Source organism: Streptomyces sp. NPDC004721 (genome assembly GCF_053601495.1).
In genome coordinates this window covers 61,337-79,672 of sequence record NZ_JBSGBZ010000012.1, presented here as the reverse complement: position 1 = coordinate 79,672, position 18,336 = coordinate 61,337, and the positions used below count along the sequence as shown (strand labels likewise).

Here is an 18,336-nt window from a genome sequence, read left to right as displayed (position 1 = left end):
TCCTGCGTGACCGATCGTTCACCACCCCACACGAACGAGTAGGAGCCCCCCACATGAAGGCGTCCCGCACGACCTCCACGTCCGCGAAGACCTCCAGGAGGCTGCTGGCCCTCGCGCTCGGCCTCGGTCTGGCCTCCGCCGCCCTGGGCACCGCGAGCCCGGCGAGCGCCCGGACCGACGACTCCGCGCCGTCCGCCTCCGCCGCCGCGTACGCCCAGTACGCCGGTTCGGCGGAGAGCGCCGCCAACAACAAGGCGTTCTTCGACGCCGTGCTGAAGTCGGTCGCCGAGAAGCAGGCCGCCCATCCGACCCTCCAGGCGGTGACCGTCTACTACAACGCGTCCCAGGCACCGAGCTTCGCCTCGCAGATATCCAACTCGACTTCCATCTGGAACAGTTCGGTGTCCAACGTCAAGCTCCAGGCGACCTCGGGCAGCGCCGACTTCGCGTACTACGAGGGCAACGACTCGCGGGGCTCCTACGCCTCCACGAACGGCCACGGCAAGGGCTACATCTTCCTCGACTACGCGCAGAACCGGCAGTACGACTCGATCCGCGTCACCGCCCACGAGACCGGCCATGTGCTGGGCCTGCCGGACCACTACAGCGGCCCGTGCAGCGAGCTGATGTCGGGCGGCGGTCCCGGCACGTCCTGCACCAACCGCTACCCGGACGCCAACGAGCGCGCCCGCGTCAACCAGTTGTGGGCCAACGGCCTCGCGAAGGCCCTGAAGGAGCTGGCCAAGACGAACTGACGTCCCGCCCCCCCCACTGGTGCGGGCCGCCCACCCCACAGGGCGGCCCGCATCGCGGGATCAGGCCGCCGCCCTGTTCCGGCGGGCCGCCATCACCGCGTAGACGAGGACGCCCGCGAACAGGAACAGCGCGCCCTGGTACACCGCCGCGTACCCGGCGCCCGCGACGAGCCACAGTGAGAAGGCGGCCGCGCCTCCCGCTACCACGGCGTCGCGCACCAGCCGTGCCCGGTCGACCCGTTCGCGCCGCCCCGAGACGAGGTGGAAGATCTGCGCGGCGGCGGCCAGCAGGTACGGCACGGTCGCGGTGAACCTGGTGACGAGGACCAGGGCCTCGAAGACCGTGGCCTCCTGGCCGGTCGCTGCATGCGACTGGTCGTTTCAGACGAGCGCCGGTGTGGGAGCGGGCAGGTAGGGGGTGATGTTGCGCCAGGCGCGCTCGATGTATTCCTCCTTCTCGCCGACCGGGGCGACATAGTGCAGCGCGCTTTCGGCGGCATCGTTGCCCTCGAGGCGGGCGATGATCCATGCGGCGAGGTAGTGCGAGGCCAGGCAGCCGCCGGCAGTGGCGATGTTGTCCTTGGCGTAGAAGGGCTGGTTGAGCACCTCGACGCCGGCGGCGATGACCCAGGGCTTGGTGATCAGGTCGGTGCAGGCGGGGATGTCGTTGAGCAGGCCGAGCTTGGCCAACACGAGCGCGCCGGAGCACTGTGCCGCGATGAGTTGGCGCGAGGGGTCCAGGCCGCGCAGGATGTTCATGATCGCCTGGTCTTCGACGACCTCGCGGGTAGCGATGCCACTGCCGACGATGACGGCGTCAGCGGCGCACGCCTCCTCAAGAGTGGATTTCTGTTCGATGATCACCCCGTTCATCGACGTCACCTTGGGGCTGGGGGAGGCGATGGTGACGCGCCAGTCGTCGGTCTTGATGCGGTTGAGCACACCGAGCGCGATCAGGGAGTCGAGCTCGTTGTAGCCCTCGAAGGTGAGGATGGCGATGTGCACGGCGGCTGTCCTTCCGGATGCGTGGGTCTTGACGGTAAGGACCCGCGAACAGGACAGTCAAAGAATTGTCATGGATACAATTCGGTGCATGGCAGCCCCGCGGTACAAAGCGCTGGTCGACGCGCTCGCATCCGACATCCGGACCGGGCGGCTCGCCGCAGGCGTGCGGCTGCCGACACACCGCGGTCTCGCCGCTCGCGAGGGCATCGCCGTGGTGACCGCGACCCGGGTGTACGCCGAGCTGGAAGCGATGGGCCTGGTGAGCCGGGAACAGGGCCGCGGCACGTTCGTGCGTGACATCGCGGTTCCCGCCGGTCACGGCATCGATCAGCAGGTCGTCGCCACGGATGCGGTCGACCTCAACTTCAACTACCCGTCGCTGCCCGGCCAAGCCGGTCTCCTGCGGCAGGCCTTGCGAGAGGTGGCCACCTCTGGTGATCTCGACTCGCTGCTGTGCTACCAACCACATCGAGGGCGTCCCCAGGACAGAGCTTCGATCGCACGGCACTTGAGGCGCCGAGGAATCACCCCTGACGCAGATCAGATCCTCATTGTCAACGGGGCTCAGCATGGCCTGGCCATCACCGTCATGGCCGCGCTCAACGCCGGCGACGTCGTCGCGGTCGACGCACTCACCTACCCGGGTTTCAAGGTGCTCGCGCATGCCTTTCATCTAGACCTGGAGCCCATACCCACAACCACCGACGGGCCGGATCTCGATGCCTTCGAGAAGCTGTGCGCGACCCGCCCTGTGCGCGCGATCTACACCATGCCAACCTTGCACAACCCTCTGGGGTGGGTCATGCCGGCAACCGAGCGCACCCGCCTGATCGAGATCGCTCGGCAGCACGGTCCGCTCATCATCGAAGACGCCTCATACGCCTACCTGGTCGAGGACCCTCCACCGCCTCTGGCTGCAACGGCGCCGGACATCACCGTCTACGTCTCGGGACTGTCCAAGAGCGTCGCCACCGGCCTCCGGGTCGGCTTCGTCGTCGCCCCGCCGTCCACGGTGCCGTCGCTCGAACGCGCGATTCGGGCGACTACCTGGAACACCCCGGCCCTCACCGCCGCGATCGCCTGCCGCTGGCTCGAGGACGGCACGGTGAACCACTTGGAAGCGCAGAAACGAGCCGACGCCAAGGCTCGCCAAGTACTCGCCAGACAGGAGCTGGCAGGCCTACCACTCATCAGCCACCCCTCGTCCTACTTCACATGGCTGCCGTTGCCCGACGACGCACGCGCCGATCGGCTGACCGCCACCCTCGCGCGTCAGCACATCTCGGTGACCACGGCGGAGCCCTTCACCACCTCGATGCACACACCACAGGCGCTCCGCCTCGCTCTGGGCTCGACCGATCTGGACCGTCTCCAGTCGACGCTGCGCACAGTGCGACGAGTCGCTATCGAGGACGCCTACGCCTGAACCCCACTCGACCCGCCGATTTCTGTCCGCACCGACGTCTGCTTGAGCCTTTTCCAACCTCAGCTTGAGCAGGTCACGTGGCGGGACGGCTGGCCGGAGAGTACGACGCTGCCTCGCTGAGCTCTGCTGTCGGCGGCCAGTGCTTGACTCGCGGGTATGGACGACGAACAGCTTCTGACCGCCGTGGCCGAGATCCTGTGGCCGGATCTCCGTGACCTAGCCTGCCGTGAGCACGGGCATGCGCCAGGTCATGTCTGCCTTCCCGTCTCCGCTCGTGCCGACCTGGGCAACCTCGTCGAGACGCTTTCTGGCCGGTATGGCGAGCCATCCGCCGGCGCCGACAGACTGCCGCCACTGCCCTTGTCGGGGCAGGTCGACTGGAGGTATGCCTGGCCGTTCAGTAACCGGTGGGTCGCCTTCGGCCGGACCGGTCAAGGCGAGGGTGCCGGACCCGCGCTGATGATCGCCCTGCGCAGCGCGCCGGTCGCGGAGCAGTTGCCCGCGGAGGCCTCCTGGCTGGAAAGGCTCGTCGCCGTGACCGGTTGGGTGCCGAGGACTGCGGGCCAGATCGACTGGGCGGCAGTCGAGTTCCGGCTGGGAACGCCCCTGCCGAGCGACTACAAGGCGCTCGTCGAGGCCTTCGGCGATGGCATGTTCGATGGCTTCCACTGCGTGTTCATGCCGGACGACCTGATCAAGAGCGCCGAGTCGGCGGCGAGGCTGGGCCAGGCGCCCTGGGAGCCGCATCCGCCGTCCCCGGCCCCGGGCGGGCTGGTGCCCTGGATGAGCAACGAGCACGAGCAGTGGTTCCACTGGATCACTGAGGGCCCCGACCCCGACCGGTGGCCCGTCTACGTCACCGGAGCCGAACCGGAGGCAGGGCATCGGTTCGACTGCACGGCCACGGACTACCTGTTCCGTCACCTCACCGACCCGCAGCACCCGATCCCGATGCCGGTGGACTTCCGCGCGCACTGGTTCATGGACTGCTCCGGGAACGTGGAGTTGGACGCGGCGATGGAATAACGCACGCAGCACCGCTCTTGGTTGAAGGCCGATTCGGTCGGCGGCGCGATCCGGGGTGCGGCCCGGGGCCGCGTCCTCGGGCTGCCAAGTGTGTCGGAGGTGTACCGCGAACTGCTGCGAGGGCTAGCTGCCGGAGCCGGAGCCGGAGCCGGAGGCCGAGCCGGGCCAGGTCCTCGATCTGATGGCTGCACTGAACGCGTCTGTGCAGAGGGCGAAGGCCCCTCGCGGGGAAGGCGAGACCGACGTGCACGAGATGCCCGCGCCGAAGAAGAAGGCCGCGAAGAAGCAGCCGGCCAAAAAGACAGCAGGGAAGAAGACCGCGGCGAAGAAGCCGGCCCGCAAGCCGCGCAGCGCTAGGGTGGTCGAACGGCAGGGCGCGGATTGCGTAGCTGATCCTCGACGTCCTCAACGCTCCCCAGGGCTTGTCCGTCTGCCGGGGTCTTTTCGCTGATCGTCGTCTTTGTGCGCGGCCCGGTGCTGGTTGCCGCGGCCCTCGCCCGCTTCACCACCAAGATCAGCCGAAAGGTGCTGGACAGCGTCTCACTCGCAGGCGTCGCCGCTCTCCGCGTGGCCAGCCTGTACGCGGAGCTGTGGGGCATCGCTACCCTCGCCGCCGCCATGGCCCGGGTGATGGATCTGATCGAGGTACCGCGGCGGTAGCGACGACAACGCAGACACACGACGAGGCCCCCGGCCGAACTCCTCGGCGGGGGCCTCGCGCCGCACAACCCGATGTCAGGTCAGTGCCGACTGACCTTGGTGATACGGCACTTCAGCCCATCGGGTGCCTTGGTGAGACCTCCAGCCTTCTCGTTGGCCTCCTGGCCCGCCGCCAGGTTGTTCACCATCGCCACGCCCTCGCTGGAGCGCGTGCCGGAGCCGTCGACGAACTCGACCCGCACCATGTATGAGCGGCTACGCGAGTCGTGATTCTCGATGGTCAGCTCGGCCTGCGGGAAGCCGGCGAGATTGTCGGTAGACGAACACTTCGTGATCTTGACGTCGTCCTCGGGCTTGTGCACCCCGGCCGGCTTCGACTCCGCGGCCGGCTTCGACTCTGCCTTGGTGTCGCCACTGCCCCCCGAGCTGGTGCCGGTGCTGGTGCAGCCCGTCAGTACAGCCGCAGCAGCGGCCACCGCCGCCAGCCAGATACGCGTACGCATGTTGTGAGTGCCTCCCCCTGATGAACCTACGGACCGCAGAACGTAGCGGCCCGAACCCGGTCGGTAAACGCCGAACCCGGCGGTAAGCACCCCAACGAGGCAGCCGTCGGCAGCCTGACCGACGCTTGATCAAAATGCGCCGGGCCGGAAACCCGTCGCCGCTACTCCAGGAAGCCGAGCAACGTGTCCGGACGGCACTGTGCGCACGCCGTTACCTGCTGCCGCGGCCTCTAGCCGAATTCGCCGTCACGCACGCCCCGTTGGAACGCCGCCCACTCCTCTGCGGTGAATCGCAGCGGCGGCAGTTCCCTGTTGTTTGAATCGCGAACCGCAACCGCTCCGTCGCCGAGGTCTGCGACCTCCACACACGTCTTTGTCCACCTGTTGGTGTAGCTGCTCCTGACCCAGTGCACATCAGTCAGGTCCATTGCGTACAGCTCAACCTTTGCTGCGTCCACCATTGGATCTCCTGTTGATATCGAATCGGACGTTCTCTTTTCAGCATCACCCTGATGGTCCAGATGTGCACCGGAAACGGCAGCAACCCGACAAAACGCCGCCAGCCCGCGCGCCCCCGATCGCCCCGCTGCTACGGTCGCCCGGCCCACAGCGGCCCGGCACCCCGCCCGCCGGTGCCAGGCCGCGCCGGCAACGGCATGGACATCGACGAGGACCAGGCCCCGGCCGAGGACGTCGCCCCGGAGCCCGCCGGTCAGCCTGACCGAGTTGGGCGAGGCGATCCTGGCCGGCTGACCGCCAGCCGCCATCGGCGCCCACCCGGCCACCCTCGCCGGTCTGTCCGGCGTGGGGGACATGGTGGGCCACCTGCACCTCCCCGCTCTCCCGGAACCGCACCTTCGGCGCCCACCTCGGACAAGGCATGACCGTCGACGAGGCCGCCGCTGCCACGCGGCAGACCACCGAGGGCGTCAAGAGCGCCGAGGCAATCCTCGCCCTCGCCCGCGCCCATGACGTCGAGATGCCGATCGCCGGAGTGATCTCCGCACTGCTCCACGACAAGGTCACCCTCGACGAGGCCGCGGCCGCGCTTTCGGGCATCCTGGCGGCCGACGCGGGCTCGTGGAGCCGGGGAGCGGGTACGGGCTGGTCAGGGCCCTACGCGTCGCGGTTTCCACGCGGTGTTCCCGCGGGAACACGGTGGCGGCCTGAGGCGGGCCGGGACGGGCTGATGCGGGTTGAAGCGTGGAAGTTTGCGCAGGTCGGAGGGAAACCGCCGGTCAGGACGCATGCGAGGGGCCCTCTGCGGCCCTGTTCCGGCGGGCGGCCATGACCGCGTAGACGAGGACGCCCGCGAACAGGAACAGCACGCCCTGGTAGACCGCCGCGTACCCGGCGCCCGCGACGAGCCACAGTGAGAAGGCGGCCGCGCCGCCCGCGACCACGGCGTCGCGCACCAGCCGTGCCCGGTTGACCCGTTCGCGCCGCCCCGAGACGAGGTGGAAGATCTGCGCGGCGGCGGCCAGCAGGTACGGCACGGTCGCGGTGAACGTGGTGACGAGGACCAGGACCTCGAAGACCTCGGCCGAACCCGAAGTGTAGTTGTAGACGGTGAGCAGCGAGGCGAGGACGACGGTGACGGCGACGCCGAAGGTCGGGACGCCGCGCCGCCGGCGCGCGAACGCGGCGGGGAACAGGCCGTCCCGGGCCGCGGCGTACGGGGTCTGCGCGCTCAGCAGGGTCCAGCCGTTGAGGCAGCCGGTCATCGACACCAGCGCGGCGAGCGCGACGGCCCATCCGCCCCAGGAGCCGCCGAACATGGCGTTCACGGCGTCCGAGAAGGGCGCGGTGGACTTCACCAGGCGATCGTGCGCCACCGTGCCGAACACCGAGAGCGTGCCCAGCAGATAGACGAGCGCCGCGCCCGTGGTGCCGATGACGGTGGCCCGTCCCACGTTGCGCCGGGCGTCCTTGACCTCGCCCGCGCTGACGGCCGCGGACTCCACGCCGAGGTAGGAGAAGAGCAGGATCGCGGCGGCGGCGGACACCGCGCCGATCGTGCTGCCGCCGCCCTCGTGGAACGGTCCGAGGTTGCGCGGGTCGAAGAAGAACAGCCCGCCGACGGCGACGAGCAGTAGCGGCACGAACTTCAGCACGGTGGCGACGAACTGTACGGCGCCCACGTACCGGGTGCCCGCGAAGTTGGCGAGCGCGGGCAGCCACTGGAGGGCGAGCGCGGCCAGACACGCCGTCCAGCGGTGGCCGCCCACCGGGACCAGCACGTCGAGGTAGCCGACGGCGGCGACGGCGAGTGCCGCGTTCGACACCCAGGTGGTGATCCAGTACGCCCACGCGGCGAGGAAGCCGGCGAAGTCGCCGAAGGCCTCGCGGGCGTAGACGTAGGGTCCGCCGGTGCGCGGGTTCCGCTCCGCGAGGCGGCCGAAGACCAGCGCCAGGGCGATGGCGCCGAGGGTCAGGACACCGAAGGCGACCAGGCTGACCGTGCCGTACGGGGCTACGGAGGCCGGGAGCAGGAAGATTCCGCCGCCGATGATGTTGCCCATGACCAGGGCGGTGGCGACGGGCAGCCCGAAGCGCCGGGCGTGCCGGCCGGAGTTTTCGGTGGGGTCTTCGGCGGGAGTGTGGTCCGCGGGGGTCTCCCGCGGTGCCGGAGCCGACGGGACGGTTCCGGTGACGTGCATGGGGTGGTGCGCCTCTCTTCGAACTGATGCCCGGGATTGCCGGGACGGACCCCATGGTCGGTCATGGCCTGACACGACACCAAATCACACACTTTTATCCCGTATGGCGCCGCCCGGTACCGCAAAAGATGCCCCTTCGTGTACCCCGAGCCGCGAATCGTCCTGTGCTGCTCCTGTCTCCCGGCGCGGTCGCGGAACCCGGGTACGGTCCAGCGCCGTCCCAATGGACCGTCGCCACTGGCCACGGAGGCGCAACAGAGACGCGGCTCCGGCCGACCTGGCGGGCAGTCGCTTCCGCAACTGGTGATCCGGAGCACAGCGGGGTGTTGCAGCGTGACGACCTGGCCGCGCGGGACGCGCGGGCCATGGTGGGCATGGTGCTCGTCGTCTGGCACCTCGACCGGCTCCGGGAGGACGCCACCCTGGTGGCGACGGAGCTGGCGGCCAACGCTGCTCGGCACGCCCCTGGGGCGGTCGTCCGGCTCACCGTGACGCGGACGGGCTCGGAGTCGGGTGCGTGTGGCGGTCACGGACAAGAGCAGGGACCTTCCCCAGCTCCGGGAGGGGGAGCCGCTCGCGGAGTCAGGGCGGGGCCTGCGGCTGGTCGACGCCATGTCGACCCGGTGGGGGGCATCCCGTTGAACTGGGGCAAGCAAGTGTGGGCGGAGGTGGGGAGCGCGTGACGACCGTGCCTGACCGCCTACGGGTACGCGGGGCGCTGCCCGAGACCAGGGACCCTTTCCCGATGCTGCCGCCCGCTCCGCCCGGGATCTTGCCGTACATCACGGGCTACAGCCGGGAGCAGAACATCACGCCACGACTCACCCACCACCCGAGCGGGGAAGGGCTGGTGTTCGTCGACGAGACGCCGCACGACCGAGACAGCTTCCGCGTGCTAGCGACGTCCGCCTATGGGCCTCGCGGCGCGGGACGATAGAGCGTGAGACCAGACTGCTGCCGTCGTTCCTGGACTGCTTGGCGGATCCCCGGGGAACCCACCGGCCCCTCCATCCGACTGCTGTGACGAGGAAGCAGGGAGGTGGCATGGAGGGTCTGGACGTCCGGATGTCCGACGTCGTGTGCCGGCACGGCCGGGTTGAGGCGGTGCGCGAGGTGTACCTCGACGTCGCGGTGGGGCAGCGGGTGGCGCTGACCGGTACCAACGGGTCGGGCAAGACGACGCTGCTGCGTGCGGTTCTTGGCCTGCACCGGAACTTCGCGGGTCGGATCCTGGTGGGCGGGCGGGACACCAGGAGCGCGGCCGAGTGGGCGTGGCGGCGCCGGGCGTGCGCGTGGATCCCGCAGAAGCCGGCGACCGGCCGGTTTCCGCTGCTGGGCCGGGAACTGCTGGCGAGCAGCGCTTCTGGCGCCGAGGCGGCCGAGGCGGCGGACAAGCTCGGCGTCGGGCATCTCGCCGACCGGCCGCTGCACACGCTGTCCGGAGGCCAGCTCCAGCGCATGTACCTGGCGCGGGCGGTGGGTTGCGTCGCCGCGGGCGCGGGGGTGCTGCTCGCCGACGAGCCCACCGCCGCGCTCGACTTCTCCGGCCAGGAGGAGGCGGCCGACGTCCTGCTGTCCCTGCCGGTGACCGTCGTGGTCGTCACGCACGACCGGGCCCTCGCCGACCGCTGCGACCGGGTGCTGGAGATGGCCGCGGGCAGCTTGCGGGAGGTCCGGTGAGCACGCTGGCCGCGGCCGACGTCGGTCAGCTGCTTCAGCTCGTGCCCGTCCAGCGGGCGGGCGTCGCCCTGCTGGTGGCGGCACTCGGGCTGCCTGTGATCGGGGTCGTCATCGTGGGTCTCGACATCATGCCGGTGCGGTTCGCGATGATGCATGTAGCGCTGCTGGGTATCGCGGTCGGTCTGCTGACCGGACTCGATCCGATGCTGTGCGCGCTGGTGGCGTGCGCGCTCGCCGGGGCCGGGGTCGCGCCGCTGGCCCGCACCCCGGACGGATTGTCCGGCGCGATGGGCCTGCTGATGAGCCTGGCGATCGCGGCCGCGCTGCTCGTGCTCGCCGTCTCGGGCGTCAACGCGGCGGGCGCCTTCGCGCTGCTGTGGGGGTCCATCCTTTCGGTCGGCACCGCGGACCTGTGGCTGCTGGCCGCCCTGGCTGTTGTCGTGCCGGGCCTGTTCTGGTGGCGCAGGAGGGACATCGCGCTTCTCCTGTACGACCGTGAGCTCGCCTTGTCCTCGGGCGTACGCGTCGAGCGGCTCACGCTCCTGCTGCTGGTCCTGGTCGCGGTGTCGGTCGCCGGGGCCATCAAGCTCACCGGCGCCCTGCTCGTCGACGCGCTCACCCTTCTGCCGGCGCTGGCCGCACGGCGGTTGGGCCGTTCCTTGTTGTCCATCACCGTCTGGGCGGTCGGTATCGGTGTCGTCGTGAACCTGACCGGGTTCCTCGTCGCGCTCCGCTTCGACTGGCCGCCCGGTCCCGTCCTCGTCCTCACCGCCGGCGTGGTCGTCCTCGCCGTGCATCTCGTCCCCGAACGGAGAATCAGCTCATGGCGCGCACCCGCGACCGCATCACTACCGTCCTCGCACTGACCTTGAGCACGGCGCTCACACTTACGGCCACCGGTTGCGGCAGCGAGAACACCTCCTCGCCCTCCTCGTCCGGTGCGAAGCCCGTGGGAAAGAACGAGGACGCCCCGGTCGTCGTCGCCACCACCAGCTGGGAGGGCGCCTTCGCCAAGGCCGCGGGAGCGAAGGACGTCAAGGTCATCGTGCCCGAGTCGGTGCAGCACGCGCCGGACTACGACCCGAAGCCGTCCGACCTGGCGGCCGTGGCGGGCGCCGACTTCGTGCTGTACGCGCCCTTCGAGCCGTACGCCGCGAAGTTCAAGGAGGCTGCCGGATCCGACGCCAAGCTGGTCGAGGTCAACCTCGACAACGACGCCGACAAGGTCAAGGCCGAGGTGACCCGACTGGGCAAGATGTTCGGCACCCAGGACGCCGCCGACAAGTGGATCAAGTCTTTCGACACCGAGTACGCCACGTTGCAGAACGACCTGAAGGCCGCCTGGCCGGACGGCAAGGCGCCGACCGCCGTCGCCCAGGTGTTCGCGACGTGGTCGGCGAAGATGGCGGGCGCGGACCTGGTCGGTATGTACGGTCCTGAGGCGGTGACGGCCAAGCAACTGTCCGACCTCTCGAAGAAGAAGCCGCAACTGGTCCTGGACAACGTGCACATGACGACCGGCAAGGTTCTTCCCGACTCGGGTGCGCGCCAGGTGGAGATCGTCAACTATCCGGCCAGGGACCTGGATCTGCTCGCCGTGTACAAGAACGCGGCGACGGAGGTGGAGAAGGCGATGGCCGCCTCCTGAAGCTGTAGGAGTGGCAAGCACGCGTGGGAAGGGTCGCCCGGGGTGTTCCTGGGCGGCCCTTCCGCTGTCCAGTCGGTCAGCCTGCCGATGCCAGAGGCTGCTGCTCCTCTGCCTGTGCCGTGCACCGTTCCCGCAGCGCTGCCCGGTCCGGCTTGCCCGCCGGCGTCAGCGGCAACTCGTCAAGGACCAGGAGTCGTTCGGGGTGCTTGCGCAGCTCCAGGCCACGGGTGTCGAGGTGGGCGCACAGCTCTTCCAGCGTGGGTGGCTCGCCGTCCCGGGGGACGACGCAGGCCGCGAGCCGCTCGCCCATGAGCGGGTCGCGCACCCCTACGCACACCACGTCCCGAACACCAGGATGCGTGCCGAGCTCGATCTCCACTTCCGCAGGGCTGATATTGGCTCCGCCCCGGATCACCACGTCCTTCAGTCGCCCGACGATCCTGAGCGTCCCGTCCTCGTCGATGAGCCCCAGGTCCCCGGTTCGCACCCAGCCGTCCGCCGTGCGGTAGCGGGAGTCGAGGTCGGGCGCGGCGACGTAGCACAGCGGGGTCATCGGACCGCGGGCGACGATCTCGCCGACCGTGCTGTGGGGCACCTCCTGCAGTTCGGGGGTGCCGGGGAGAGCGATGCGTATGTCGGCTACCCGTGGATCGGGGTGCCCTGCGGCAATGCCCGGTTGCCCGCTATCGTGGCGGGAGTCGTCCGACAGCCCCGTATGGCAGTTGACGCCGTCCGCCGAGCCGTAGAGGTTCACGACCGGGCAGCCGAAGGCCTTGCGTGCCTCCGCCGCCGTGGCTTCGTCCAGCGGTGAGCCTCCGACGATCACGGCCGTGGGTGGGGTGAACTTCTGGTGGCTGCCTTCCGCCATGCGGTCCAGCATCATCCGGATCATGGTCGGCACGCCCAGGACATGGGTCGGCTCGTGCTCGGCGAGGGCCTCCAGCGCCGCCTCGGGGGTGAATTGGTCGAGCAGGACCAGGGTTCCGCCGTGCCGGGCGAGGGTGACGGCGGTGCCGTTGCTGCCGAAGGCGGAGGCCAGGGGTACGAGGAACAAGCACCGTGGTGGGCGCCCGTCCGGAATGAGGGAGCCGAGGAAGTTGCCGCGCCCGCCGGCCAGCGCGTTGTGCGAGTAGGCCACCATCTTCGGCTCGGCCTCGGAACCGGATGACACCAGGATGCGTGCGGCGGAGTCGGGGTCGGGGCGCGCCGGGACCAAAGTCTTCGGGTCGGTGCGCAGCAACTCCGAGAGTGCGGTGGTCCCTTCGGGGGCGGCCCCCGCGGCGATCACCGTCCGCAGCGCGGGCAACTCATCGGCCACCGCCAGCAGGTCGGCCGCGTGGTGGTTGCCCCGGTACTCGGCCACCGCGATCACCGCGACCGCCTCCGATCTACGCAGCAGTGAGGCCCCCTCGCGCCCGCCACGCCCGACGGGGAAGGGCAGCGCGACCGCGCCCAAGGCGGCCAGCGCCAAGTCGACGATGACTGCGTTGCGTCCGTTGGGAAGCTGGACGCCGACGACATCGCCGGTGCGTATACCGAGGCCGGCGAGCCCGGCGGCGAGACATCGGACCTTGCGGTCCAGCGCGGTGTAACAGAGTTTGCCTTTGGCGTCGAGGATGGCCGTGCGGTGCGGATCGGAGATCTGGTGGGCGCGGTAGAGGCTGTAGAGGTCCAGGTCGGGGCAGGTTCCGTCCACGGCCCAGGTACGGCGCAGTTCGGCGGGCAGCAGGTCGTGCAGGGCGACGGTCATGCGAACCTCCAGGGGGCGGGAACGGCGGGGGCGCCGTGTGCGTCGAGGCTGATCGAGCCGGAGGAGAGCAGGCCGGCGAGGTCGGTGACGACCGGGACGGCGGACAGACCACACCCGCGCAGCCGCTTCAGCGCCGCCGCCGTGGACAGGTCGTGGACGTCGCAGGGGATCGCGGAGCGGTCCGGCAGGGCGATCCAGCCGTCGGCCGTGGGCAGAGGCCGACGGAACCCCGCCGGCCGACGCGGATCGAGACCCTGCGCGGCACGCGCCCGAGCGGCTGAGGTGAGTACGTCGGCGGCCCCCAGCAGGGACGAGTCCACCCGCACACCGGCTCCCGTGCGCTGCCGCAGCAGCAGCCCAGCGAGGACGGCCTCGGCACCGATGAGCCCGCCGAGCACGTCGAGCAGGGTCATCAGGGAGGGCGCGGGCGGCTCGTCGGCGGGTCGTGCGGCCTCGCCGACCCCGGTTCGGGCTTGCACCATGAAGTCGGTGCCCATGGGGGCGTCCGGCAGCCGGCCGGCCCAGCCGCTGGTGTAGGCGTAGACGAGCGTGGGATTGGCGGCGGACAGGTGCTCGTGGTCCAGGCCGAGCTCGGCAGCCTTCCCCGGCGCCCAGTTGTGCAGGAAGACATCGGCCTCCGCCGCCATCGTGCGCAGCCGCTCCTGGTCCGACGGTGACTTGATGTCCACCTCGACGGCCTTCTTGCCACGGTTGAGCGCGAGCCAGCGTGCCGAGATCCCCGAGCAGGCGGGCGGCATGCCGCGCAGCGGATCCCCGCCGGGCGGCTCGATCCGCACTACCTCCGCGCCGAGCAGGCCCAGCAGATGCGCGGTGAGCGGTGCCTGGATCCGGCGGCCGGCCTCCAGGACGGTCAGGCCTGCCAGAGGAGCGTCGGGCCCTCCCGCCGCCCGGCCGGAGTACGACGCGTCGTGCGGGGTCAGTTCCCACGGCGGGGCCCCGTCGTACTCGGCGGCCCGCTCGGCGAGCGAACGCAGCGGGCACACCTCGGCACCGGAGGAACGGGCCGCCTCCCGGATCAGCTTCCAGGCAGCGGCCCGGGCGGCGTCGTGCAGTGGCTGAGGAAGGGTCGCGCAGGCCGTGGCGTACCGGAACTGGAAGGGCCGCCAGCCGCGTCGTACCGCGTCCCCGGGAGCATCCAGGGCACGCCAGAAGGCGGCCCACGTGCCCGGGTCGAGCGTCTCCAGTTCGAAGACGATCCCGTCGGCGGAGGTGAACGGCGGCCCACCCGGGGCGACTTCGGCGGCCTCACCCTCCTCCGCGCCTGCCGCGGCCAGGTACTGCGAGACGGCGAGCAACCCGGCCCGTTCGGCGGTGACCTCCGCACCCGTGACCTGTCCGCCGCGAGTCTGGGCGAGGAGCCCGGCCAGCAGAGCCTGCACAGTGAGGACGCCAGTGGCGGTGGCGGCATAGTCGACGGCCAGGCTGCGCGGGGTGCCGTCGCGCCGGCCGTGTACGGCCATGATGCCGGTGGCCGCCTGCACGGTTGCCTCGTCGACGACTCCGTGGCCCCACCTCGCGTGGGCGGTGATCCCGCTGAACCCTGGTCCGGAAAGCCTGATCCGGCCGCCAGTGTGTCCGTCCCCCTCCGCCCCGAGCAGCCGCAGGTGCTCGGCGACGAGTCCGTCCGCCGGTCCCGGCGGACCCGAGGCGCTCAGGCTCAGCCCGTCGAGCGGCCGGGCCGTCGAGTGCGCGGTGGCCGTTGTGGCTGGTGATGTCATGCCTCTCCTTTCCTGACGCGCGGGAACCCGGGAGCGGCCGCCCCCGACCAGTTCCATGAAGAGGTGGTCGGCCCGGCAGGGGCCAGAGTTCCCGAAGGGGTGGGGGAGACGTGCTGGACGTCACGCTCGGCGACCCGCAATGTCCGCCGGAAATCATGGAGTTGAGGGATCGAGTAGCGGACTTCGTCCGCACGCGGGTCGTGCCCTGCGAGCCGATCCTGGACGGCGGCGGCCCCGCCGCGGCGGCCGCGTTGCGCCAGCTGCGCAAGGAGGCCAAGGCCGACGGCCTGTGGGCGCTGTCTCTCCCGACGGAACTGGGCGGCCAAGGGCTGCCGTTGCGGTCGTACGCCCATGTCGCGGAGGCCGAGGGCGCAAGTGACCATGGCCCGGCGGCACTCGGATCGGCCTCGCTGCTGGACGCGCTCATGCTGTGGCGGCACAGCAGCCGACGCGTCCGTGAGCGCTATCTCTCCTCGCTGGTCGCCGGGGACCTGAAGGCCTGCTACGCGATGACCGAGCCGGACGTCCCCGGCACCGACCCCTTCCTCACCACCACCCGAGCCGACGGGAGTGAGGGCGGCGGCTGGCGCGTGACCGGACGCAAATGGTTCGTCAGCGGGGCCTCCGACGCCGACCTCGTCACGGTCCTCGCCCGCACGGATGGCCGAGCCCCCGACCGGGAAGGCCTGACCCTGCTGATGATCCCCGCCGCTTCCCCCGGCTTCCGGGTGGTGCGCGAGCTGCCCGTACTCGGCGCGACCGGACAGGCGGAGATCGAACTCGACGACGTCGCAGTGGACGGTGACCACCTGATCGGCGAACGTGGCAAGGCTCTCGCCGTCGCCGCCGAACGGCTCCAACTCGGCCGCACCCTACGCAGCCTGCGCTGGATCGGTCAGGCCGGCCGTGCCTTCGAGCTCATGCGAGAACGAGCCGTCACCCGCACCCGCTCCCGTGGCCCGCTCGGTGACCTGCAACTCGTCCAGCGCCACGTCTTCGAGTCCTTGCTCGCCCTGCGGACGACACGGCCTCTGGTCCATGAGGCCGTGTCCCGGCTGGATGCGGGTCGCGATGCCCACGTGGAGGTGGGGCTGGCCAAGGTCGCCGCAGCGCGCACGCTGCACCTGGTGGCCGACGCGGCCATCCAGGTCCACGGCGCGGCGGGGCTCGGCCCGGACACCGCGCTCCCCGCGCTCTTCCGAACCGGCCGCGCGGCCCGCCTCCTCGACGGCCCGGACGAACTGCACATCACGTCGGTGGCGCGGCGGGTGCTGCGGACGGATCCCGCCTAGTGCTGTGACGGATCCGTTCGCAGCACTACTGGGGGCCGGCCACGGGGCCCACGGCCGTGAGGCCGGTGAGCGCGGCGAGGGAGTACGCCAGGAAGAAGTTGCCCCAGATCAGCTCATGCCGCACGGCTGTTCCGGTGGCCAGGTCGTAACAGCCGTGCAGGAGGCGGCCGTCGGCGGTCAGGTGGCTGTCGACCAGGGCCTCGAGCACGGCGACGGCACGATCCCGGTGGCCGAGGCCGAGCAGTGCCAGTGCGGTGATGGCGGCGGCAGAGGTGTCGCGGGGGCCACCGGGGTGAGTGGAGTCGGCGGGCGGGACGAGGTGTTTCGTCAGCAACGTGTCGACGTGGTCGGAGAATTCGTCGCCGCCTGTCAGGTGGGTGGCCTCGGCGAGGGCGAGCAGCAGCCACGCCGGCCCTCGACTCCAGCCCGAGGGCGGATCGGCGCACGCGGTCCAGCCCGCACCCGGGTCGTGCCGCCACGACCAGCGGGGCGGTCGTGCACCGAGGCACAGATCGACATGACGCCGCAGATGGGAGTGAGCCGCCTCCGCGTCCGCCGTCGCCAGCAACGGCACCATGCCGGGCACGCCGTCCACACGGGCCATCAGCCGCGGCCCGCCGAACGCCGAACCCCACGGCACGAGACCCTGTTCCGGGGTGAAGGCGTCCAGGCAGGCCCGGGCGGCCCGGTCCCGCAGGCCAAGGTCGTCGTCCGCGAGGGCGGTGCCATACCAGAAGATGAGTCCGCGGGTGGCGGTGTCCGCCTCGGTCCAGTCGGTCAGGCGGGCGGTGCAGGCCCGCGCGGCCGCACGGTCGGTGGCGGCGCCGGTGTACCGGGCACGCAGCCACAGCAGTCCCGCCCAGAAACCACCGGTCCAGGAGCCGCGCGCGGTCGTCCGCCACGTGCTGGTGTCCGGGTCCGCGTACAGCGGGAACCGGTCGCCGACTTCGGCACAGGTGACGGCGACCCGGGCCAGGATGGAGGCGAGGGCCGGGGCGGCCCAGACCGGGGCGGTTCGCGGGCCGGGGGGCGCCTGCTGGTCCTCCGGCGGGGGCGTGCTCTCATCCCTGCGTGCCCTCATGACCCTAGGCCCGCCCGACGTTCCCGAACGGCCCACAGCAGCGCCACCGTCCCGGCTCCCGCGAACTCGACGGCCACGAGGAGCCACCCGCCCCCGTACCGCCCGGCCTCCGCCAGCACCCCGAACAGCGGCGGTCCGACCGCGAATCCGGCGAAGAAGCCCGCCGCGACCAGCGCCGAGTCCTGGCCCGCCCGGCCGGGCGCGGCTCGCTGCATCACCAGGACCATCGACACCGCGTTCGCCGCCACGGCGAAGACGCCCACCGCCACGGCCGCCACCCACGCCAGCGGACGGAACGACGACGAACAGGCCAGCAGCAGGGCCGCCACCACCGCGCCCACGGCCAGAGAACCCGGCAGCCAGGGCGCCCGATCTGGCCGCCCCGCGACCTTCGACCAGCCCACCCGGCCCGCGATCCCGGCCACACCCAGCACGGCGACCAGTGCACCCCCCGCAGTGGGACCGAGGCCGAGCCGCTCGGTGCCGTACAACGACAAGTAGGTGTTCACCGACGCGATGCCGCAGCCGAGCAGCAGAGAGAACCACGACAGCCACGCGATCATGCCGCGCGGCATCCAGACCGCCGGCGTGGACTTCGCCGGCGGATCAGGGGGCAACGCCCGCGCCGCCCACACCGCCGCCACTACCGCGGCGCCTGCCGCCGTCCACACGGCACCCCGCCATCCGGTGAATCCGGCCAGCGCCGCGAGCGGCAGCCCGGCCGCGAACGCACCGAGTTGCACCCCCGACTGCTTCATTCCGGTCACCGAACCGCGCCGTGCGGGCGGTACCGCGGCGAGAATCGCCTTGTTCGTGGCGGGGTTGGCCAGCGCCTGCGGCAGCCCGCCGAGCGCGACGGCCGCCAGCAGGAACCCGGCACCCGGCGCCGACCCGATCAGCGCCAGTGCCACCGCCGCCACCGCCAGCAGGGCCACCAGACAACGCCGCGGTCCCACCCGGTCCACTACCCGCCCTCCGACTGGGGAGAGTACGGCTGCCGTACTGAACCCCACGGTGGTCGTCAGCCCCAGGGCGGCCGGTGAGACGTCCAACTCGGCCACGAGCCGGGGGCCGAGCGCCCCGAGCAGGAACAGCTGCATCATCGAAAAGG

At 71.0% G+C, this 18,336-nt stretch carries 17 protein-coding genes and 2 pseudogenes; 10 read left to right on the top strand and 9 right to left on the bottom strand.

Features of this window, described 5'->3' with window-relative positions; all coding sequences use genetic code 11:
* The first annotated feature begins 53 nt into the window (after nucleotides 1-53).
* Nucleotides 54-755, top strand: a complete 702-nt coding sequence (gene snpA, locus ACWEK3_RS13770; protein WP_390724783.1) for a snapalysin — start codon at nucleotides 54-56, stop codon at nucleotides 753-755.
* A gap of 60 nt (nucleotides 756-815) precedes the next feature.
* Here the strand turns inward: snpA and ACWEK3_RS13765 are convergent.
* Both ACWEK3_RS13765 and ACWEK3_RS13760 read right to left on the bottom strand, forming a co-directional pair.
* Nucleotides 816-1,115: pseudogene (locus ACWEK3_RS13765) on the bottom strand (amino acid permease); the annotation flags it as partial.
* 21 nt (nucleotides 1,116-1,136) lie between these two features.
* Nucleotides 1,137-1,760, bottom strand: a complete 624-nt coding sequence (locus ACWEK3_RS13760; RefSeq protein WP_450537842.1) for a DJ-1/PfpI family protein — start codon at nucleotides 1,758-1,760, stop codon at nucleotides 1,137-1,139.
* Between the two features lie 88 nt (nucleotides 1,761-1,848).
* On the opposite strand from ACWEK3_RS13760, the gene ACWEK3_RS13755 reads away from it, so the two are divergent.
* From ACWEK3_RS13755 to ACWEK3_RS13745, 3 genes are all read left to right on the top strand, one after another.
* Nucleotides 1,849-3,186 (top strand): aminotransferase-like domain-containing protein, encoded by a 1,338-nt coding sequence (locus ACWEK3_RS13755; RefSeq protein WP_450537843.1) that lies wholly within the window; start codon nucleotides 1,849-1,851, stop codon nucleotides 3,184-3,186.
* Between the two features lie 156 nt (nucleotides 3,187-3,342).
* Complete coding sequence (locus ACWEK3_RS13750) at nucleotides 3,343-4,212, top strand: hypothetical protein (RefSeq protein ID WP_450537844.1); 870 nt, start codon at nucleotides 3,343-3,345, stop codon at nucleotides 4,210-4,212.
* A gap of 462 nt (nucleotides 4,213-4,674) precedes the next feature.
* Nucleotides 4,675-4,872, top strand: a complete 198-nt coding sequence (locus tag ACWEK3_RS13745; RefSeq protein WP_450537845.1) for a hypothetical protein — start codon at nucleotides 4,675-4,677, stop codon at nucleotides 4,870-4,872.
* A gap of 80 nt (nucleotides 4,873-4,952) precedes the next feature.
* Here the strand turns inward: ACWEK3_RS13745 and ACWEK3_RS13740 are convergent, their stop codons facing one another.
* Both ACWEK3_RS13740 and ACWEK3_RS13735 read right to left on the bottom strand, forming a co-directional pair.
* Nucleotides 4,953-5,375, bottom strand: a complete 423-nt coding sequence (locus tag ACWEK3_RS13740; RefSeq protein WP_450537846.1) for a hypothetical protein — start codon at nucleotides 5,373-5,375, stop codon at nucleotides 4,953-4,955.
* A 230-nt stretch (nucleotides 5,376-5,605) separates the two neighbouring features.
* Nucleotides 5,606-5,836 (bottom strand): DUF397 domain-containing protein, encoded by a 231-nt coding sequence (locus ACWEK3_RS13735; protein ID WP_390724781.1) that lies wholly within the window; start codon nucleotides 5,834-5,836, stop codon nucleotides 5,606-5,608.
* A gap of 301 nt (nucleotides 5,837-6,137) precedes the next feature.
* Between ACWEK3_RS13735 and ACWEK3_RS13730 the strand changes: the two are divergent.
* Nucleotides 6,138-6,426: pseudogene (locus ACWEK3_RS13730) on the top strand (NAD(P)H-dependent glycerol-3-phosphate dehydrogenase); the annotation flags it as partial.
* A 187-nt stretch (nucleotides 6,427-6,613) separates the two neighbouring features.
* Here ACWEK3_RS13730 and ACWEK3_RS13725 read toward each other — a convergent pair.
* Nucleotides 6,614-8,035: an amino acid permease gene (locus tag ACWEK3_RS13725; protein WP_453249734.1), complete on the bottom strand. Its 1,422-nt coding sequence runs from the start codon at nucleotides 8,033-8,035 to the stop codon at nucleotides 6,614-6,616.
* Between the two features lie 679 nt (nucleotides 8,036-8,714).
* Here ACWEK3_RS13725 and ACWEK3_RS13720 point away from each other — a divergent pair.
* From ACWEK3_RS13720 to ACWEK3_RS13705, 4 genes are all read left to right on the top strand, one after another.
* Nucleotides 8,715-8,972, top strand: coding sequence for a hypothetical protein (locus ACWEK3_RS13720; protein WP_453249733.1), 258 nt, complete (start codon nucleotides 8,715-8,717; stop codon nucleotides 8,970-8,972).
* A 107-nt stretch (nucleotides 8,973-9,079) separates the two neighbouring features.
* Complete coding sequence (locus ACWEK3_RS13715) at nucleotides 9,080-9,715, top strand: ATP-binding cassette domain-containing protein (RefSeq protein ID WP_450537848.1); 636 nt, start codon at nucleotides 9,080-9,082, stop codon at nucleotides 9,713-9,715.
* A complete protein-coding gene (locus tag ACWEK3_RS13710) occupies nucleotides 9,712-10,581 on the top strand; it encodes a metal ABC transporter permease (RefSeq protein ID WP_390874322.1) in 870 nt (289 codons plus the stop codon). The genes ACWEK3_RS13715 and ACWEK3_RS13710 overlap by 4 nt, the downstream gene beginning before the upstream one ends.
* Nucleotides 10,539-11,363, top strand: a complete 825-nt coding sequence (locus ACWEK3_RS13705) for a metal ABC transporter solute-binding protein, Zn/Mn family (protein WP_453249732.1) — start codon at nucleotides 10,539-10,541, stop codon at nucleotides 11,361-11,363. The genes ACWEK3_RS13710 and ACWEK3_RS13705 overlap by 43 nt, the downstream gene beginning before the upstream one ends.
* A 76-nt stretch (nucleotides 11,364-11,439) precedes the next feature.
* On the opposite strand, the gene ACWEK3_RS13700 is transcribed toward ACWEK3_RS13705, so the two are convergent.
* Entirely contained in the window at nucleotides 11,440-13,113 is a 1,674-nt protein-coding gene (locus ACWEK3_RS13700; RefSeq protein ID WP_453249731.1) for a class I adenylate-forming enzyme family protein, read from the bottom strand.
* On the bottom strand, nucleotides 13,110-14,852 hold the full coding sequence (locus ACWEK3_RS13695) for a CoA transferase (RefSeq protein ID WP_453249730.1): 1,743 nt from the start codon (nucleotides 14,850-14,852) through the stop codon (nucleotides 13,110-13,112). The genes ACWEK3_RS13700 and ACWEK3_RS13695 overlap by 4 nt, the downstream gene beginning before the upstream one ends.
* 155 nt (nucleotides 14,853-15,007) lie before the next feature.
* Here ACWEK3_RS13695 and ACWEK3_RS13690 point away from each other — a divergent pair, with 155 nt between their 5' ends.
* Nucleotides 15,008-16,144, top strand: coding sequence for an acyl-CoA dehydrogenase family protein (locus tag ACWEK3_RS13690; protein ID WP_450537896.1), 1,137 nt, complete (start codon nucleotides 15,008-15,010; stop codon nucleotides 16,142-16,144).
* 25 nt (nucleotides 16,145-16,169) lie between these two features.
* On the opposite strand, the gene ACWEK3_RS13685 is transcribed toward ACWEK3_RS13690, so the two are convergent.
* Both ACWEK3_RS13685 and ACWEK3_RS13680 read right to left on the bottom strand, forming a co-directional pair.
* A complete protein-coding gene (locus tag ACWEK3_RS13685) occupies nucleotides 16,170-17,225 on the bottom strand; it encodes a sugar ABC transporter permease (protein WP_450537852.1) in 1,056 nt (351 codons plus the stop codon).
* Nucleotides 17,222-18,328, bottom strand: coding sequence for an MFS transporter (locus ACWEK3_RS13680; protein WP_453249729.1), 1,107 nt, complete (start codon nucleotides 18,326-18,328; stop codon nucleotides 17,222-17,224). The genes ACWEK3_RS13685 and ACWEK3_RS13680 overlap by 4 nt, the downstream gene beginning before the upstream one ends.
* Nucleotides 18,329-18,336: the final 8 nt, after the last annotated feature.

Coding starts and splice junctions, on each gene's coding strand:
- snpA (WP_390724783.1), top strand. CDS start 54: ATGAAGGCGTCCCGCACGACCTCCACGTCCGCGAAGACCTCCAGGAGG.
- ACWEK3_RS13755 (WP_450537843.1), top strand. CDS start 1,849: ATGGCAGCCCCGCGGTACAAAGCGCTGGTCGACGCGCTCGCATCCGAC.
- ACWEK3_RS13750 (WP_450537844.1), top strand. CDS start 3,343: ATGGACGACGAACAGCTTCTGACCGCCGTGGCCGAGATCCTGTGGCCG.
- ACWEK3_RS13740 (WP_450537846.1), bottom strand. CDS start 5,375: ATGCGTACGCGTATCTGGCTGGCGGCGGTGGCCGCTGCTGCGGCTGTA.
- ACWEK3_RS13735 (WP_390724781.1), bottom strand. CDS start 5,836: ATGGTGGACGCAGCAAAGGTTGAGCTGTACGCAATGGACCTGACTGAT.
- ACWEK3_RS13725 (WP_453249734.1), bottom strand. CDS start 8,035: ATGCACGTCACCGGAACCGTCCCGTCGGCTCCGGCACCGCGGGAGACC.
- ACWEK3_RS13715 (WP_450537848.1), top strand. CDS start 9,080: ATGGAGGGTCTGGACGTCCGGATGTCCGACGTCGTGTGCCGGCACGGC.
- ACWEK3_RS13705 (WP_453249732.1), top strand. CDS start 10,539: ATGGCGCGCACCCGCGACCGCATCACTACCGTCCTCGCACTGACCTTG.
- ACWEK3_RS13700 (WP_453249731.1), bottom strand. CDS start 13,113: ATGACCGTCGCCCTGCACGACCTGCTGCCCGCCGAACTGCGCCGTACC.
- ACWEK3_RS13695 (WP_453249730.1), bottom strand. CDS start 14,852: ATGACATCACCAGCCACAACGGCCACCGCGCACTCGACGGCCCGGCCG.
- ACWEK3_RS13690 (WP_450537896.1), top strand. CDS start 15,008: ATGGAGTTGAGGGATCGAGTAGCGGACTTCGTCCGCACGCGGGTCGTG.
- ACWEK3_RS13685 (WP_450537852.1), bottom strand. CDS start 17,225: ATGAGGGCACGCAGGGATGAGAGCACGCCCCCGCCGGAGGACCAGCAG.
- ACWEK3_RS13680 (WP_453249729.1), bottom strand. CDS start 18,328: ATGATGCAGCTGTTCCTGCTCGGGGCGCTCGGCCCCCGGCTCGTGGCC.